14 protein-coding genes and 1 pseudogene are annotated in these 15,015 nt (G+C 33.7%); 4 read left to right on the top strand and 11 right to left on the bottom strand.

Annotated elements, in window-relative coordinates:
* Positions 1 to 37 precede the first annotated feature (37 nt).
* Positions 38 to 1,165: pseudogene (locus tag AB1279_RS12635) on the bottom strand (S8 family peptidase); the annotation flags it as partial.
* Positions 1,166 to 1,694: 529 nt separating this feature from the next.
* Positions 1,695 to 2,897, bottom strand: coding sequence for an L-lactate MFS transporter (locus AB1279_RS12630; protein WP_429759096.1), 1,203 nt, complete (start codon positions 2,895 to 2,897; stop codon positions 1,695 to 1,697).
* Positions 2,898 to 3,361: 464 nt separating this feature from the next.
* Here AB1279_RS12630 and AB1279_RS12625 point away from each other — a divergent pair, with 464 nt between their 5' ends.
* Positions 3,362 to 3,526 carry a DUF4021 family protein gene (locus AB1279_RS12625; RefSeq protein WP_429749728.1) on the top strand — a complete coding sequence of 55 codons (165 nt, stop codon included), beginning with the start codon at positions 3,362 to 3,364 and terminating at the stop codon, positions 3,524 to 3,526.
* A gap of 107 nt (positions 3,527 to 3,633) precedes the next feature.
* Here AB1279_RS12625 and AB1279_RS12620 read toward each other — a convergent pair whose 3' ends face one another.
* The gene (locus AB1279_RS12620; RefSeq protein WP_429759095.1) at positions 3,634 to 5,862 is read right to left on the bottom strand and encodes an MMPL family transporter; all 2,229 of its coding nucleotides are present in this window, start codon (positions 5,860 to 5,862) and stop codon (positions 3,634 to 3,636) included.
* A 124-nt stretch (positions 5,863 to 5,986) separates the two neighbouring features.
* On the opposite strand from AB1279_RS12620, the gene AB1279_RS12615 reads away from it, so the two are divergent.
* A complete protein-coding gene (locus AB1279_RS12615; protein WP_336480679.1) occupies positions 5,987 to 6,604 on the top strand; it encodes a TetR/AcrR family transcriptional regulator in 618 nt (205 codons plus the stop codon).
* A gap of 326 nt (positions 6,605 to 6,930) precedes the next feature.
* Here AB1279_RS12615 and AB1279_RS12610 read toward each other — a convergent pair whose 3' ends face one another.
* The 7 genes from AB1279_RS12610 to AB1279_RS12580 form a co-directional block, all read right to left on the bottom strand.
* Positions 6,931 to 7,104, bottom strand: coding sequence for a hypothetical protein (locus AB1279_RS12610; RefSeq protein ID WP_001025956.1), 174 nt, complete (start codon positions 7,102 to 7,104; stop codon positions 6,931 to 6,933).
* 110 nt (positions 7,105 to 7,214) lie between these two features.
* Positions 7,215 to 8,432, bottom strand: coding sequence for an NAD(P)/FAD-dependent oxidoreductase (locus tag AB1279_RS12605; RefSeq protein WP_429759094.1), 1,218 nt, complete (start codon positions 8,430 to 8,432; stop codon positions 7,215 to 7,217).
* Between the two features lie 475 nt (positions 8,433 to 8,907).
* Positions 8,908 to 9,936, bottom strand: a complete 1,029-nt coding sequence (splB, locus tag AB1279_RS12600) for a spore photoproduct lyase (protein WP_336480683.1) — start codon at positions 9,934 to 9,936, stop codon at positions 8,908 to 8,910.
* Positions 9,933 to 10,196 (bottom strand): transcriptional regulator SplA domain-containing protein, encoded by a 264-nt coding sequence (locus tag AB1279_RS12595; protein WP_253629593.1) that lies wholly within the window; start codon positions 10,194 to 10,196, stop codon positions 9,933 to 9,935. Before AB1279_RS12595 ends, splB begins: the two co-directional genes overlap by 4 nt.
* 270 nt (positions 10,197 to 10,466) lie before the next feature.
* Positions 10,467 to 11,471 carry a serine hydrolase domain-containing protein gene (locus AB1279_RS12590; RefSeq protein ID WP_429759092.1) on the bottom strand — a complete coding sequence of 335 codons (1,005 nt, stop codon included), beginning with the start codon at positions 11,469 to 11,471 and terminating at the stop codon, positions 10,467 to 10,469.
* A gap of 201 nt (positions 11,472 to 11,672) precedes the next feature.
* Positions 11,673 to 12,509 carry an adenosylmethionine decarboxylase gene (gene speD, locus AB1279_RS12585; protein ID WP_429759090.1) on the bottom strand — a complete coding sequence of 279 codons (837 nt, stop codon included), beginning with the start codon at positions 12,507 to 12,509 and terminating at the stop codon, positions 11,673 to 11,675.
* 300 nt (positions 12,510 to 12,809) lie between these two features.
* On the bottom strand, positions 12,810 to 12,935 hold the full coding sequence (locus AB1279_RS12580) for a hypothetical protein (protein ID WP_429749715.1): 126 nt from the start codon (positions 12,933 to 12,935) through the stop codon (positions 12,810 to 12,812).
* Positions 12,936 to 13,130: 195 nt separating this feature from the next.
* On the opposite strand from AB1279_RS12580, the gene AB1279_RS12575 reads away from it, so the two are divergent.
* The gene (locus tag AB1279_RS12575) at positions 13,131 to 13,283 is read left to right on the top strand and encodes a hypothetical protein (RefSeq protein ID WP_429759088.1); all 153 of its coding nucleotides are present in this window, start codon (positions 13,131 to 13,133) and stop codon (positions 13,281 to 13,283) included.
* Positions 13,284 to 13,288: 5 nt separating this feature from the next.
* Complete coding sequence (locus AB1279_RS12570; protein ID WP_429761380.1) at positions 13,289 to 13,612, top strand: hypothetical protein; 324 nt, start codon at positions 13,289 to 13,291, stop codon at positions 13,610 to 13,612.
* A gap of 114 nt (positions 13,613 to 13,726) precedes the next feature.
* On the opposite strand, the gene AB1279_RS12565 is transcribed toward AB1279_RS12570, so the two are convergent.
* A protein-coding gene (locus AB1279_RS12565; RefSeq protein WP_429758578.1) for an IS3 family transposase occupies positions 13,727 to 14,916 on the bottom strand; the annotation gives its coding sequence in 2 pieces (ribosomal slippage) (positions 13,727 to 14,616 and positions 14,616 to 14,916; 1,191 coding nt in all).
* Positions 14,917 to 15,015: the final 99 nt, after the last annotated feature.

Below are 15,015 nucleotides of genomic sequence, written 5' to 3'. Positions count from 1 at the left end.
CTTGGAATGCTGAGAAATTGACTAATCCGTATCCGTATAATGGATCCCTGCCTTTTACCCCTAAGTCTTCAACATATTTTTGAAGCTCTGTTCGAAGCTCATAGTTGGACATGTTAGGGTTTTTTTCTTTTAGTAAAGCGAGCATCGCCGCAACATGTGGTGATGCTTGTGATGTACCATTAAATTTACCGTAGTATCCATCTAAATATGTACTTATTATATTGTTACCAGGAGCGGTAAACTCTACTTCTGGCCCGCGTGAAGAAAAAGAAGTAATATTTTTGTTTTCATCTATGGCAGACACTGCAATAACACTATCAAACTTTGCAGGATAATTCACTGCCTCGCCATCATTTCCTGCAGCAGCAACTAAAAGAATACCTTCTTTATTCGCTTTGTCCACCATGTCATGCAACGCTTGCGAGTTAAATGTAGTTGCTAAACTTAGATTAATAATATCCATATGATTTGTAATTGACCAATCAATTCCTTTTAATACATCATCCAAATTCCCCCGCCCAGTTCCGTCTAAAGATTTTACAGCAAAAAGACGGACGTCAGGAGCAATTCCAACAATCCCCATTCCATTATGTTTAGCTCCTATAATCCCCGCAACATGTGTACCATGTCCATTATCATCTGTATAAGAAGGTGTATAATCAACAGTCGAAGTACCACCTTCAATAGATAAATCAGGATGAGGATAAATCCCAGTATCTATAACTGCAACCTTTACTCCCTTTCCAGTAATTCCTTGTTTAAATGATTTCGCATTTGGGTCTACTGTTTGGAAGTTCCAAAGACTCTCTTCAAAAGGAATAGAGTCTGCTGTTTTTACCATTGCTTTTACATCTTCTTTTCCCGTAATTGTAAATGTCACATTAGGTTCAACGTAAGCAATATTGGGATCATTTTTTAGTTCGTGAATATTATTTGTTGTTAATGTGGCAGACACTGCAGGAACTGTTTTGAATTCATGATCAACTTTTATGCTGTCTTCTAGTACTCTTTCCTTTCCAGTGTTGTTTTTATATACCACGACTACTTCCTGCTTCGTTTCTGTTGACCCATTTGCTTGAGCTGTTGTACAGATAAACAGATTTGAAAGCAGTGATAGAGATAGTATAGGAACAAATAATTTACTATAAATCTTTTTCTGTTTCATAGAATCTTCCTCTTTCAACGATTATTATAATATTATAGGTGTTATAAAAGTCAATCTATTAAAATAATAATAATATATTTCGGTAAATTTTAATATATAGATTGAATTGAAAAATACAATAAGCTTTAAAAGTTGAAGAGTAAAATGAAACTGATTCGGCTCTATTCCTATTTGAAGACTTAAAAGATAATGAAAATAAAATGTGTAGATGCCATTATCAATGAATTAGCTGATGTAAATTCTGAAGGATACGCCTTTTTTGAGTGTAATGATGTAAATCCAGAAGTTTATTTTTGCGTATATCAATGCGGACCAGGCCCTAGCTAAGATTTTTATGTAGGAAAAAGGGTGTAAAATATTAAAATCTAGAGAGTATGTGAACTCACATTAATTAAATTTAAAAATCATATATATTTATAAGTGAGAATAAAGAAGAGGGATTTGCTTTTCTAATGAAAAGCAAATCCCTCTTCTTTTGTCTTTAAACTTTAAATGAGCTTCTTTGGAATGAAATAAAAATTAAACATGCTCACGCTGCTCTGCGATCAATCTTTTGTTTTTCATTTTGCTGATTAGGTGGTCGAATCAAAATAGAGATAATAAATGACACAATACACAGTGCGCCAATTACCATAAAAGTTGGCTTAAATCCACCTAGAATTGCTCCAATAAAGGAACCTGCGAGTGCTCCAAAACCAAAACCTTGATACACGATTCCGTAGTTTTTACTATGATTTTTTAGACCAAAGAAATCACCAACAATGGCTGGGAAAATGGTGATATTTCCACCAAAGCAAAAAGCAACGCTTGCTACACAGGCGAAATAGATACCATAATTTAAGTTCAGAAAACTGAGCACAAAAACAGACATAGCTATAATAACAAAAGTTGCCGAGACAATTTTTAAACGGCCGATTTTATCTGACAACGGCCCCAATATAATTCGACCAACCGTATTAAAGATTGCAACCATAGCGACAGCATTAGCTGCCGTTGCCGCGCTAAGTCCTACGAGTTGAACACCAATATCCTTTACCATGCCTATTAAATATAAACCACTCATACATGATGTAAATAGCATGATAAATAACAGATAAACTTCTTTTGTGTGCAGCATTTCCCTTGTTGTATAGTCATGAGTCATTGTTTTATGAACTGTATCCTGCTCTGCGGCTTGATGTATAAAACACGCGCCTATCACTACCATAACCGCGACAATTAAGCCCCAATATAAAAACGCTTGTGATACTCCAACTGAATCAATTAACTTTGCATTAATGTATTTAAAAATTAGGCTACCCGTTCCATATGCGGAGACAGAAATACCAGCAATTAAACCTTTACGCTCTGGAAACCACTTTATTAAATTAGAAAGTGAAGTGATATAGGCTGTACCATCTGCGTAACCCACAACAACACCAGCTAGTAAATAAAGCATTGGTAATGAGGAAACCTGTGAGCTAAGCATTAAGCCAATTCCTAGGGCTAATCCAGCTATCATAATGAGTTTGCGAAGTCCCCATTTCTCTTGTAATTTACTCGCAAACAAAGTTGAAAATGATAAAGAAAAGCTAGTGATTGAGAAGGTTATCGCAACAGCGTGAAGATTCCAGCCAAATTTACTCACTAAAGGCTGATTGAATAAGCTCCATGTATATATCGTTCCAAGGCCCATTTGTATAATGATTGTACCAAGGACGACAAGCCATGGATTAACAGATGAATGTTTCATATCATCCTTCCCTCTCTTTTTTTACTTCAATTCTTTTCAATGATTGTCTAACGATGTTTATTATAACCACAATGCTACACGAGATACGGATATTGAAATAAAAATTAATACAGAGTATTATCTTTCATATAAAAATGACTTTATTGTTCTTTCGCATCAAAAAGACACTTCATTGATAAGTGTCTTTTTGATGTTTAGATATATACGATTTTATTGCACTAGACAAGGTACCTTCTAATATAGATACTTTTACTTATAGGGTGAGGCCTAAATACACATCTAAATTAAAATCTTGCTATATCATCTTACATATTTTCTAGAAAAGATAACATACTATGTATATGCTATTTCATTAATAGCTCAAATAATTGTTCATTCAATTGACAGATAATACATTTGTTTATCTGCCAAACTCTTTCATACGCTTTTTATTTTTAAAAAATTTAGTGTTTGGAGGTATAAAAATGAATTTTCCACATTCTAAAAAAGAAAAGAGTAACAACTCAAAAAACTTAAAGTCTGAGACTACAATAACTGGACTTCAACCAGTAGAACAAGCCATGAATGGATTGTACGGAATGCCTGAAACTGATATAGAAGACAAAGAGCACTTCAAAACGAAAATTTGAAAATAATTAGTATGTTAGATACTACTTTTATTTTGTATACATATTTTATTTCTAATAAAAAACCAAGGAAAATTAATTTTCCTTGGTTTTTTAATTTTATAATATTCTCAAGCATCTACTTTTGTTCTCTCTTTTTTCTTCCAAAGTTTACCCGGCCAAAATGCGAATCGTCCTAGAACCACTGTAATGGCTGGGACAAGAAGTGGTCTTACAATGAATGTATCTAGTAGTACGCCTATTGCTGTAACAATACCAAATTGAACAAGTACTTGGATTGGAAGTGTAGCTAAAACCGCAAACGTTCCTGCTAAGATTAAACCAGCAGACGTAATAACACTACCTGTTTGAACCACCCCGTTTTTGACTGCTTCAAGGTGTGGCTGGCTTCTTTTGTTTTTCCATATTTCAGAAACCATAAATATGTTATAGTCCTCTCCTAATGCTACCAAGAACACAAATGCATATAGAGGAATCGCCCCTTGTATTGCAGGAGCATCCATACCATCGTGAAGTAGTAACCACCCTGCTCCTAATGCAGAGAAGAATGATAATACCACTGTTACAATTAAGTAGATCATCGCCACAACAGAACGTAAATAAACAAGTAATAATAATGCAATAATACCAATCATAACAGGAATAATCACATTTTGATCACGTTCAGTTGTTTGTTTGGTATCGTATAATGTAGCCGTTTCTCCTCCAATCCATATGTAATTATTAGCATCACTTATTTCAGCGCTTTTCATTACCTGTTCTAAACTTTTTCTTAACTCGGGGATTTTATTCATCCCCTCAATAGAATACGGATTATCTTTTATTGAAACTTCAAACATTTGTAATTGATTATTCCGTTTTCCTTGCACTGGTTCTGTTACTTGATCTACAAAAGAAAGTTTTGTTAATTCTTCTTTGACAGATACATCTTTTCCTTTTGTATCAACAACAATTTGTACAGGTGCTAACTCACCAGGTGAAAAATGATCAGAGATTAAATCAAATCCTTCACGTGAAGGCATATCTTTTGGAAATGATTCTAATAAATCATACGTATATTGGACACGTGGAACAAATGAAGCCAACCCAACTAATAAGAATAGTGTTAACAGGATAATTGTCCATGGTTTACGAATAACAAGATCTCCAAGTTTTTTACTTAAGAACCCTTTCGATTCCTTTAACTTAATTGTTTTCTTTTTTTTCTTAGCATAGTCTTCATTCATTTCTTTTGTTCTTGGAATGAATGGGAAAAATGCTACTCTCCCCAAAATAGCTAGTAATGCGGGTAAAAGCGTCAATGAGGCAACCCCCATTAGGAACACAGCAACACTAAATGGTACTGCAAATCTATAGAAAGAACCAATATGAGCAAGTAAAAGGGTACCTAATCCAACTACTACTGTAAGAGCACTCATGATAATTGCCCCACCCGATTCTTTGATAGCAAGTTGCAGAGCTTTAAATTTATTTTGTTCTACTAATAAAAACTCTCTATATCTTGAAATAAGAAATAAACAATAATCAGTACCAGCTCCAAATAAAAGTACAGTCATAATTGAAATTCCTTGTGCATCAGCAGTAATCCATCCTTTATCTGCTAAAAATCCTAAAGTTGGACTAATTACCCCATAAGCAAACCCAACTACAATTAAAGGTAAGATTCCTAAAAGTGGTGAGCGATACAGAAGAATAAGTAAAACTAAAACAAGTAGCACTGTTGCAACAAGTAACTTTATATCAGCCTGACTGAATAAGCTTACTGCATCAGTCTGAATACCAACTGGCCCTGAGAGACGAACATGCAGACCAGAATCAGAAATTTTTCTTTTAAAAGGATCATCTGCCAAAGTATCCTTTATAACACGCTGCAATTCATTCATATTCTCTTGAAGAATATCCGTCCCTGCTGTTGTGTTAAAAAATACAGTGGTTACTAGAGACGTACCATCTTCTGAAACACTCTTCGCTAATGTTTGCTGTGGTATTGTATCAAATGGCGGTAACATTGATTGACCTTTTAATGGTGTGTTTTTAAGCTGTTTGTAAGTATCTTGAATTGCCTTAAAGTCATTCGCTTCTAAACCCTTGTCTCTATGCCAAACGATAAGCGCGGGGTTTCCAGCATCATTAGGAAACTCCTGTTTAATTAAACGATTAGCTTGTTGTGACATAGCGTTTTCAGGAAGGTTTGGAGCCGTCTCATCTTCAACTGTATTAACTGCTGGCCATGTAAATGATAAAACCAAAGTTAATAAGACCCATACCAAAAGAGTAATCCACCTTGCTTTTGGTCCCCCAACCAATTGTCCCCAAGTATATAGAGGATGTTTTTTCATAAATATCCCCCTTTCTAACTAAATCTTTCCATTAATTATATATACTAGTTGGTTAATTAATCAAGAACTATTATATGAATATGCTATAATACTTTTAACTTTGAAAAGTCAGGAGCGAATAGAATTGGAACACAAACAACGTCCCTTGGGAAGACCACGTCAAAATAAAAATACTATATCTACAAAAGATAAAATTGTAAACATTGCTACAAATTTATTTTTAAATAAAGGATATCAAATTGTTTCTATGGATGATGTTGCTAAAGAATGTGATGTGACAAAGGCAACCGTTTACTATTATTATGCTACTAAGGCTGATCTTTTTACTGATGCAATGGTTCAAATGATGGTTCGAATTAGAGAAAATATGTATACGATTCTTTCAACAAATAAGCCTCTTAAAGAGCGCTTACTTGATGTTGCAAAAATCCATTTAACGGCTACAATGGACATTGATATAAAAAGCTTTATGAGGGATGCAAAGATTTCCCTGTCGGATAAGCACTTAAAACAAATGCAAGATGCAGAAGATAAAATGTATGAAGTATTGGCACAAACCATAGATAAAGCGATACAAGAAGGGGAGATCCCTAAAAGGCACACGCTTTTAAGTGCTCACGCCTTTGTTGCTTTACTATACGTTGGAGACTACAAAGATGTTGATCAAAAGCCCCTTATCCCTGATATAGAAGATTTAGCACAACAAATTGTTGATTTTTATTGGAACGGATTAAGTAAGTAATTATGATTGCTTCTTAATTATTTTTTCTACAATACTCTCTTTTATATATTTTAAAAAGAGTGCCTTACATTTTGGATTCACTTCAAATTGACTAACGCTTCATAAAAAGTGGACAAAGCGGGTATATTGGGCTTTTTTAATATTTCTTTGGCAGTCGGTAACCTTTGAAAGGAACGAGCCCATTCCTTTAACCTGGATAACAAAATCCTTTTTGTATACATATGTAGCTAATTTTTGGATTACTTTAATAAAATAAACAAAATTAAAAGCTAATAAACACTTTCGATATTAAAAAGGCAAGCATCAAAAGATGCTTGCCCTATCTTCTAACGACGATGTTCTACAAGATCAATTACACCTAAAACAACGTGAGCTAAACCAAATCCAAATACTGTATTTGCAATCATCTTATTTGACCCACGAGTTTGCTTAAGAGCATAACCCGCAGCTGTAACTGCTGTACCTAGTGTAGTTGGAATTAATCCTTCACGAATATTCATAGTAACGTCCTCCCAGTATCGCAGTTAGTAATTATGATTTAATACTTTGAAATTAAAGTATTAAATCATGTATTAGTATTTTCCTGCTATGTGGAAAATATGTGGAGCTACTATTTATTTAATTTCGGTCTAGACTGCAAGTATAAATTTAAATTAGGACTAGAACCTTTTATAATTACATCTCGGATAATTTTAGAAAGTACCATACTATAAACTAACCCATTATCACCATACGCATAGATAAAATAACAATTAGGAAATTCTTCATACATTCCGATTATAGGTAAACCATCATGAGTACCACCATAAAAGGCACTTAAATAAAATTCAGGTTTAACTGTAATATTAGGAAAGAGCTTATTGAATTCATGTAATAGCTTTTCTTTATTATGGATTAATTTTGAATCTCTCTCTTCAGCAATGTTTGTATCTTCATCTAGACCACCTATAATAATTCGATTATCTGCTGTAGTTCGCATGTATATATATGGTCTAGCGGTTTCCCATATGAGAGTGCGTTTATGCCAAGATGAAAAATCTTCAACAGGGGTAGTGACAATTGCATACGAGCTAATTAGCGTAGCATTCTTTTCTTTTTTAAATTCTAATCCTTCATAACCTGCAGCTACGATTACTTTCTTGGCAGTAACGGAATTACCACTTTTGGTATAAAAAGTAGCGAAGTCTTTTTCTAATTTTTTCCCAACAATCTCAGTATCTTCATAAATCTGTACTCCTTGATTAGAAGCTTGCTTTAATAAACCATGTGTAAATTTATAGGGATTTATTTCACCATCTTCATATGTATAAAGGGCAGCACGTTTTTTAAATGGATATTTCTGTCCAATTTGTTTTTCTGATAACCAATCTGCTTTAAAACCATGCTTTTGTAAGTAATAAAGCTCTTTTTCTAATTTCCTAATATCCTCTTCATAGCTTGCAAAATATAAACTATCACGTCGCATAAAATCAGAATCAAAAGGTAATTTTTGATTTGCAAATTCAATATTATTAATTGCTTCTTCACATAATTTCATATGTTTTACTGTATACTCTTCCCCAAATGTATTAACAAGCTCAAAAAACATTTTATCACCCAAATATTGTATGAGCGCTGTATTAGTTAGGTTACTGCCATGTCCAACCTTCCGTTTATCAACTACAACCACACTTAAATCCGAATCACATAAATAGTATGCTGATTGAGCCCCTGAGCTGCCAGCACCTATTATTAAAACATCACAAATTATATCTTTTTCTAAACAAGGATAAGAAGGTGGATTGGGAAAAGTTGTGTTCCAATATAATTTCCCTGCCTGTAAATCCATTATTATTACACCACCCTATATAAAATAATTACATCCTCATTTTTATTTCCAAACTAATTCAAATATATACTGTCTTTACGGTTTATAATTTTATTAAAGGTTATTTCGTACTAATATAACTAACTAGGTATACCTGATATAAATTCTTTAACAAACAAATGAATTTCATCTTTAATCTGAGAATTCATACAAAAACATCATCACTTTTATATCCTTCAACAAAAAGGACAGCATTATAGATGCAGTTTCTCTTAGTTTGAAATAGAGACATTAACGTTATTTGTAAATTTACAAAAAAGGGATTGTCCCAAAAGTTAGTTTCACTAACTTTTGGAAATCACCCTTTTATATAAAAAATTGCTTTAACCTCTTGTAAGTAATCGACGGGGTTAAATTGAGGTACATTTAATGTGGCGTTATAAACTAGTGTTTATTTCTAACACCTATATATTGTTGTAACAGACTTGGTATTCTTCTATGTGAAATATTCTAATTTTGCATTTGGAAAGAACTTCTCCATATAAGAATAAAGATAATTCTTTATATCTTCTTCTTCTTCTTTTTGATAAATGTATTTTCCAATTCCGTATTTTCCCCATTTATATCTTCTTTTCTCTTCATCTAATTCCAATTTTGTCATTGGATAATTTTTTTCAATCACTCTCTTAGCAGGCTTTGTAAAACGATGTTGAATAAATTCAAACGTGATATCATCACGTGCATCAGGGGGTAATTCAGCATCAAGACGCTCAAACATCTGATAGTATCCATCTTTCCAACCTTCATGAAGATAAATAGGAGCAACAATGAATCCGAGGGGATATCCTGCTCTTGCTACTTTTCCAGCTGCCTCAATCCTTTTAGCTAGTGGAGAAGTTCCTGGCTCAAAATTTTTAATAACATAATCAGCGTTTACACTAAACCGAAATCTTGTTTTTCCATTATGCTTTGCATCAAGTAAATGATCTACATGATGAAATTTTGTAACAAACCTCAATTTTCCATGCTCGGATTCTCCAAAATGCTCAATTGCGCGTTTGAGAGTATGAGTCAAATGATCAATTCCCACAATATCGGATGTACAGGAGGCTTCAAACCTTGTCAGTTCAGGTGCACGTGCCTCTATATATTTGTCAGCAGCTTCTAGAATTTCGTCGACATTTACATAGGTACGGATATATGGCTTACTTCCCATTGTTGTTTGTAAATAGCAATAATGACAATGGCCCATACAGCCTGTTGCGAACGGAATAGCATACTCTGCTGAAGGCTTTGAGGTATCAAATTTTAGTGTTTTTCTAACGCCCACGACAAGAGTAGATTTTGCTACCCGATACTTTTGAAAATCGTTTTCTCCTGGGAGATCTCTCACTTGATTATGAGAAGTAGTATGCCGAATTTCAACATCCGTCTTTGCAAATTTTTCATGAAGCTCTCTCCCTAATGGATAATCCAGTGCTTTGGGTTCAAAGTATACAAGTTTAGGCATGAATGGATTATTCATTCTAGCATCCCTTCTGAAGCATCCCCATAATAGTAGTTGTAAGCTTGGTTTGCCTCTTCTTCTGTAGAATAAACAGCCATTTCATGTGAAAGTGGATAATAAGTTTCATAAAGAAACAATGCTAATTCATTAGGAGTATTAGGGTTATTTACAACAGCTGCGGCTTGTACATTTGCTACATCCTGAGTGTGGGGATTGCGATAAAAAACATAGACAATATCTCCAGCATGATAAGTTTTGCTTTCGTTAGACAATTCCATTCGATCACCTTTTTTATAAAATTTACTGCATAAAGCTTTTCATTAATAAAATTTTCCCTTTAAGGTTTAGAATTATGTCATCTTTATTATGGAAAAATTAAATGGAGTTAATTAAATTATGGCCATTACGAGACAAAAAACCTATAAAAAAGTATTAAATTGATAAACCGGTTCCTTTACGTACAGGGGACTGGTTAAAAATTGTGTCCAAACGTACAATTTTCTTTTTTTTGATATGGTGCCCCCTATAGTAACAGTTTGTATGACCATTTAGTGAGCAAATGTATCGGCAACTATATTGCTGAATTCTCGTAAGTAGTAAAGGTAATTCTCTCCTCCGTAGTTATATCTTTTGTTATACATCTTTGCGACAACGACATTATATTCAGGAATTACTAAAATTGTCGGCCCTGTCACACCTAATATTTGATAAGATCCTTCTGGAACTCTTTCGCCTATTTCACTTTGCAGTGCTGGTGTACGTTGAACATACCAAAATAATCCGTTTTGCGGTAAATCTTTATTTTTATAATGAGGACTTTGTATTTGTGTTGCCAATTCAATGACTTCTTTCGGTACGATTTGTTTTCCATTCGTATATCCTTTATTTAGGTGAAGGTTTCCCCAATAAGCAAATTCTCTAGCAGAGACAAAAAGATTCGTTTCTGTTCCATCATCTGATAGCCCTATCTTACATACAGCTTCTTCATTTGGATTTATGACTACTTTTACTAAATCTTCATGATCTTCTGTTTGCCAGGCTGTTTCTTTAAACTCTGAAGGTATAAAAACTCGTTCGCTCAGCAATTTTGGAAAACTCTTATTATATAATTTATAAATTAGATGTGTCATCATTTCGATGTTAACGCCTCTATAAGCCCATTCTTCTCCTGGTTCAAACTCTCGATACATGATTCCGTTCTCACTTATATGTAAACCGTGAGAATGTGTTACTAAATGTCTTAACGTTGTCTTACCAAGTAAAGTTTTATCATATTCTTCAAAGTAATCTACAGCATAATCGTCAAGATTTCTAATTTTCCCCTCATAAAGTGCGTAGGCAATCGCGAGCCCTAAATAACTTTTTCTTGCAGAAGCAACATTAAATTGTGAAGTTGCTGTAATAGGAGGACTATTTTTTATATTAGAATGAGTTCCGCTATAGTGCTCCAATACAACTTTATTGTCTTTCATAATAAAAAGTGCTGCTGCGGAGCTATGGTTTCGTTCTTTTATATGTTCTACCCATAAAATTATTTGCTCGTATTTTTTCATTTTTTATCCCTTTCATTATTGGATATATACCAAATTTCAATTTCGACAAAAAATGAAAAACACCTTTCTTTAGATACTATACTTAAACAGCAAAAAAACAGGAGATTGTTTCCTGATTTTTTGCGTACGTATTTATTTTTTTGATTTTCTTTAGTTTTTCTTTAGTAATTGAAGTTTCTAAAAGAAATTTTGCTTTTGATATTATTCGTTTGAACCTTCTTCAATTGAGCCATGATTCATATTTTTTCCATAAAATATTTCATCCATTTCCAATTTTAATTTCTTTGTAATTTCCTCTTGTTCGTTTATAGATAATGTTTCCTGTGTATATCCAAACAAATAGTTGTTTAGGTCAAATTCTTTTAGTTTGCATTTCGTATGAAAAATATGTTCTTGATATACGTTAACATCAATCATGTCATACATATTTTTTACATTTTCTGGGATGTAATTTTGGATGGAGTTTATTTCGTGGTCAATAAATAATTTGTTACCTGTTATATCTCTTGTAAATCCACGAACTCGATAATCAATTGTCATAATATCCGTATCAAATGAATGAATTAAATAATTTAATGCTTTAAGAGGCGAGATTTCTCCGCATGTAGACACATCAATATCTGCTCTAAAAGTACTGATTCCTTCATCAGGATGATATTCGGGATACGTATGAACCGTGATATGACTCTTATCTAGCTGCATGACGACTGATCCAGGAAGAGGACCAGGTGATTCGTTAAATGATTCAGTTGGAACTTCTACAATTGGGCCTTCTGAAACTAAAATTGTTACACTTGCTCCTTGTGGAACGTAGTCTTGTTTGGCTACATTTAATACGTGTGCACCTATAATGTCAGATACGTTTTTTAAAATTTTTGTTAATCTATCTGCGTTATATTGTTCATCTATGTATTCTATATAAGCTTCTCGTTCTTCTCTTGTTTTTGTGTAGCAAATATCATACATATTAAAACTTAATGATTTTGTAAGATTATTAAATCCATGCAATTGAATACGCTGCTCTGGTGTTAGTTTCATGGTGCAACTCTCCCTCTTTTTTATATTCAATAATGATGTATACATCCTTCATGAAATATAGTTCCATCCTATAATTTTTTAATGCATATTTTGTTTATTTAGAATCACTTGTAATCCTTCTTACTATGTCTTAATGGGTTGTGTATTCTTTTTCTTTATGTTTTTAATTGTTTTTTCATTTTTACCAAAATACGGTAAATGAAATTCGTTCTTTTTTTAAGTATGACTAGATTTTTGTTATATGAAAAAGCTTGGATCTAATTGAATCCAAGCTTTTTCAATATCTAATGGTTCAAAACATTATTTATTTAAATCTTTTTTTGTTACTTCGCTTCTAATATTTACATCTTTGGAGAATTCAGTTTCGTTTTTCAGATTATTAGGATATTTGTTTTTACGTTCTCTGTTATCATTTCGGTTCGTCATAAATAATCCTCCTTTTTTAGTTTGTACCTATTTTGTACGAAAGGAACAATTTGATACAGATTAAATTGTTTCTTTCAATGTAAATACAATATGAATTGATGAGATTCACAACCCTTGTTTCCACTTTTTGTGAACTTTCTTTTAGGCAAAATACACACTTGTTAGCACATACTATTCTTATTGGAGGTGACAATCATGGGACACAATCAAGACCCGTTTACAACAAAGAAACGTACTGCCAATGGACATTACGATAAGGAAGCACACAGCATCGACAGTCATGGGAATTATGTACCTAACACCCCAACAAATGATGCTGTACTTCGTGCTGAAAGACCAAAAAAATGACTACCATGAGGGATGAAATATTAGAGTTAGTACCGGGTCCGGTAAAGAAGTTACTCCAGAAAAAAGTTCAAGATGGAAACCGATGTTTCATTGATTTAATTGTCGATGATACAACTACTTATGAATTTGAGTCAGAACAAGTAATCCCCTGCATCATGGCAGCTTATTATGTTTACGAGTCCACGGCTTATCCTTGTGAAATGGAAGAGGATTGGAAGCTGAGCTTAGTTTTTCACGCAGCCAGCCGTTCAGCGATGAAGCTTCTGTCTTACGGTAAGTATAAAGCGGAGCGATCTGAGAGTGGATGGATGAGGTATAGTAATTCATAAAATGTGGATTTACGTTAGTTAATGATGAATTACATGAATAAGCTCATTCCGACATAAAAAGTCCAGTTGTAACCTGTGGTCTTACCCCTGTCAAGTGGACAGATTCAAAAAAGACTATGCAATCAGTGTGTTCCGATATTCGATTGGAGCACACTGATTCAGTTTTTTCTGAAATCGTTCATGATTATAGAACCAAATATAATCCTCAATGGCTCGATAGAGATCGTTTTCTGTTTTACATCCAGAAAAATACATATTCTCTGTTTTGACATGTGAAAAGAAGGATTCAATGCATGCATTATCTAGACAGTTTCCCTTGCGAGAATGACTACCTATTATCCCGAATGTTTTAATTTGATCATTGTATGTTTTAGATGTATACTGGAAACCCTGGTCTGAATGAAGGATTGCTCCTTGTACTTCTCTTGTTGTAGCCAGTTTTTTGACAGTATCACTCACCAGCTTCAAATCATTTCGTTTGGATAGCTCCCACGCGACGATTTCATTATTAAAAAGATCTTGGATGGCAGACAGGTAATAGAAACGATCTCCAAGATCTAGATAGGTTATATCTGTAACATAAAGACGGTTTGGTTTATTCGTTTTAAATACACGATTGAGTCGATTCGGTTGTATGATAGAGGCCTTCCGCCCAAAGAAACGGCGTTTCTTTCGAATTACAGACCGAATATTCAGCTCTTTCATTAACCTATACACACGTTTATGATTCACATGAAACCCTTCTTTTTTCAGTGCTATTTGCAAGCGGGGACATCCATAAAAAGGACGTGTATGATGGATAGCCATTAAATGTTTCTTCAAGAGTTGTTCATATTGGTACCTTTTTTTTCGAACTTTCTCCGTTTCTCTCCATTTATAGTAGCCAGATCGGGAAACACCCGCAATCGTTACGAGCCAGGTAATAGGATAATTCTTGTGTAATTCGTGAATGATCTCAAAACGTTTTACTTTTGGAACCCATCCTTCCCATGTAGATTTGGATACTGCTTTTTTAAGTATTCAACCTGCGCTTTTAAATAATCTCTTTCTTCCTCGATACTTTTAAATGTTGTTTTAGATAAGCGATGAAAGGGATTGAGTTCTCTTGATTCTCCCCCTCGTTGATCAGCCAAAGGCTCACCCTGCTTATGCTTCTTTACCCAATCTTTCAATTGAGTAGGACTTCTAAGCCCTAGTTCATTTGCCAGAATCTGATAACTCTTTTCTCCATTTACATACAGCATGACTGCCTTACGTTTGAATTCTTCTGTATACGGTTGAAATGTTTGTCCTTTTTTAGCCAAAGAAAATCCCCTCCAAATAGAGTGTAACACTTACTTATCAAAAACAGTCTTTTTACACTGTCTACTCAAAAGGGATAATACCACCTGATTTAAGATTAC

It is taken from the genome of Bacillus sp. S14(2024), assembly GCF_050473785.1.
GTDB lineage: Bacteria > Bacillota > Bacilli > Bacillales > Bacillaceae_G > Bacillus_A > Bacillus_A yunxiaonensis.
The sequence above is the reverse complement of the archived record's forward strand: the minus strand, read 5'-3'. Positions and strand labels throughout refer to the sequence as shown.

Excerpts from the sequence above, each read along its gene's own strand:
- AB1279_RS12630 (WP_429759096.1), bottom strand. The coding sequence starts at position 2,897 with ATGAAACATTCATCTGTTAATCCATGGCTTGTCGTCCTTGGTACAATC.
- AB1279_RS12625 (WP_429749728.1), top strand. The coding sequence starts at position 3,362 with ATGAATTTTCCACATTCTAAAAAAGAAAAGAGTAACAACTCAAAAAAC.
- AB1279_RS12620 (WP_429759095.1), bottom strand. The coding sequence starts at position 5,862 with ATGAAAAAACATCCTCTATATACTTGGGGACAATTGGTTGGGGGACCA.
- AB1279_RS12610 (WP_001025956.1), bottom strand. The coding sequence starts at position 7,104 with ATGAATATTCGTGAAGGATTAATTCCAACTACACTAGGTACAGCAGTT.
- AB1279_RS12605 (WP_429759094.1), bottom strand. The coding sequence starts at position 8,432 with ATGGATTTACAGGCAGGGAAATTATATTGGAACACAACTTTTCCCAAT.
- splB (WP_336480683.1), bottom strand. The coding sequence starts at position 9,936 with ATGAATAATCCATTCATGCCTAAACTTGTATACTTTGAACCCAAAGCA.
- AB1279_RS12595 (WP_253629593.1), bottom strand. The coding sequence starts at position 10,196 with ATGGAATTGTCTAACGAAAGCAAAACTTATCATGCTGGAGATATTGTC.
- AB1279_RS12590 (WP_429759092.1), bottom strand. The coding sequence starts at position 11,471 with ATGAAAAAATACGAGCAAATAATTTTATGGGTAGAACATATAAAAGAA.
- speD (WP_429759090.1), bottom strand. The coding sequence starts at position 12,509 with ATGAAACTAACACCAGAGCAGCGTATTCAATTGCATGGATTTAATAAT.
- AB1279_RS12580 (WP_429749715.1), bottom strand. The coding sequence starts at position 12,935 with ATGACGAACCGAAATGATAACAGAGAACGTAAAAACAAATATCCTAAT.
- AB1279_RS12575 (WP_429759088.1), top strand. The coding sequence starts at position 13,131 with ATGGGACACAATCAAGACCCGTTTACAACAAAGAAACGTACTGCCAAT.
- AB1279_RS12570 (WP_429761380.1), top strand. The coding sequence starts at position 13,289 with ATGAGGGATGAAATATTAGAGTTAGTACCGGGTCCGGTAAAGAAGTTA.